Source organism: Rhizobium sp. CF142, assembly GCF_000281145.1.
Classification (GTDB): domain Bacteria; phylum Pseudomonadota; class Alphaproteobacteria; order Rhizobiales; family Rhizobiaceae; genus Rhizobium.
The window spans coordinates 1-794 of the sequence record NZ_AJWE01000149.1 but is presented as its reverse complement, the minus strand read 5'-3'; the positions used below and the strand labels follow the sequence as shown (position 1 = coordinate 794).

Sequence of the window (794 nt, the reverse complement as noted above, 5' to 3'; positions counted from 1 at the left end):
TCGGCAAGGCTTCCGACAACGCTGCTTACTGGTCGATCGCAACGACCATGCGTTCGGACAACAAGGCTCTCGGCGCTGTTTCCGACGCTCTCGGCCTCGGCGCTGCCAAGGTTGACACTGCCTACACCGCCATGGACAGCGCTATCGACGTCGTCGGCGAAATCAAGGCAAAGATCGTTGCCGCTACCGAAAACGGCGTCGACAAGAAGAAGGTTCAGGAAGAAATCGACCAGCTGCAGGACCAGCTGGTAAGCATCGCTCAGTCGGCTTCCTTCTCCGGTGAAAACTGGGTTGCAGGCGCCAACGGCACGAAGAGCGTTGTGTCTTCCTTCGTTCGTGACGGTTCGAACGGCGTATCCGTCAAGATGACCGATTACGTCTTGGACAACAGCTCGGCCGGCAACGTTCTCTTCGGCATGAGCGGCGGCCAGGTCGAAACCTCCACGGGTATCCTTGGTACCTCCAACGGTTCGGCCGGCTCGGTCTACTCGCTCGACATCACCAGCATGACCATCGGTGACCTCGGTCAAGCTCTGACCAACGTCGAAAACGCCCTGAAGGCCATGACCTCTGCCGGTGCAAAGCTCGGTTCGATCTCCACCCGCATCAACATGCAGGACGACTTCGTCAACGCGCTCAGCAAGTCGCTCGACTCCGGTATCGGCCGCCTGGTCGACGCCAACATGGAAGAAGAGTCCTCCAAGCTCTCTGCTCTCCAGACGCAGCAGCAGCTCGCGATCCAGTCTCTCTCGATCGCCAACTCCTCTTCGCAGAACATCCTGTCGCTCTTCCGC

The 794-nt window shown here is 59.2% G+C and carries 1 protein-coding gene; it reads left to right on the top strand.

Annotated elements, in window-relative coordinates; translation table 11 throughout:
* Nucleotides 1-794: flagellin N-terminal helical domain-containing protein (locus tag PMI11_RS35895; protein WP_007827594.1), on the top strand; the 794-nt coding region annotated here is incomplete at both ends.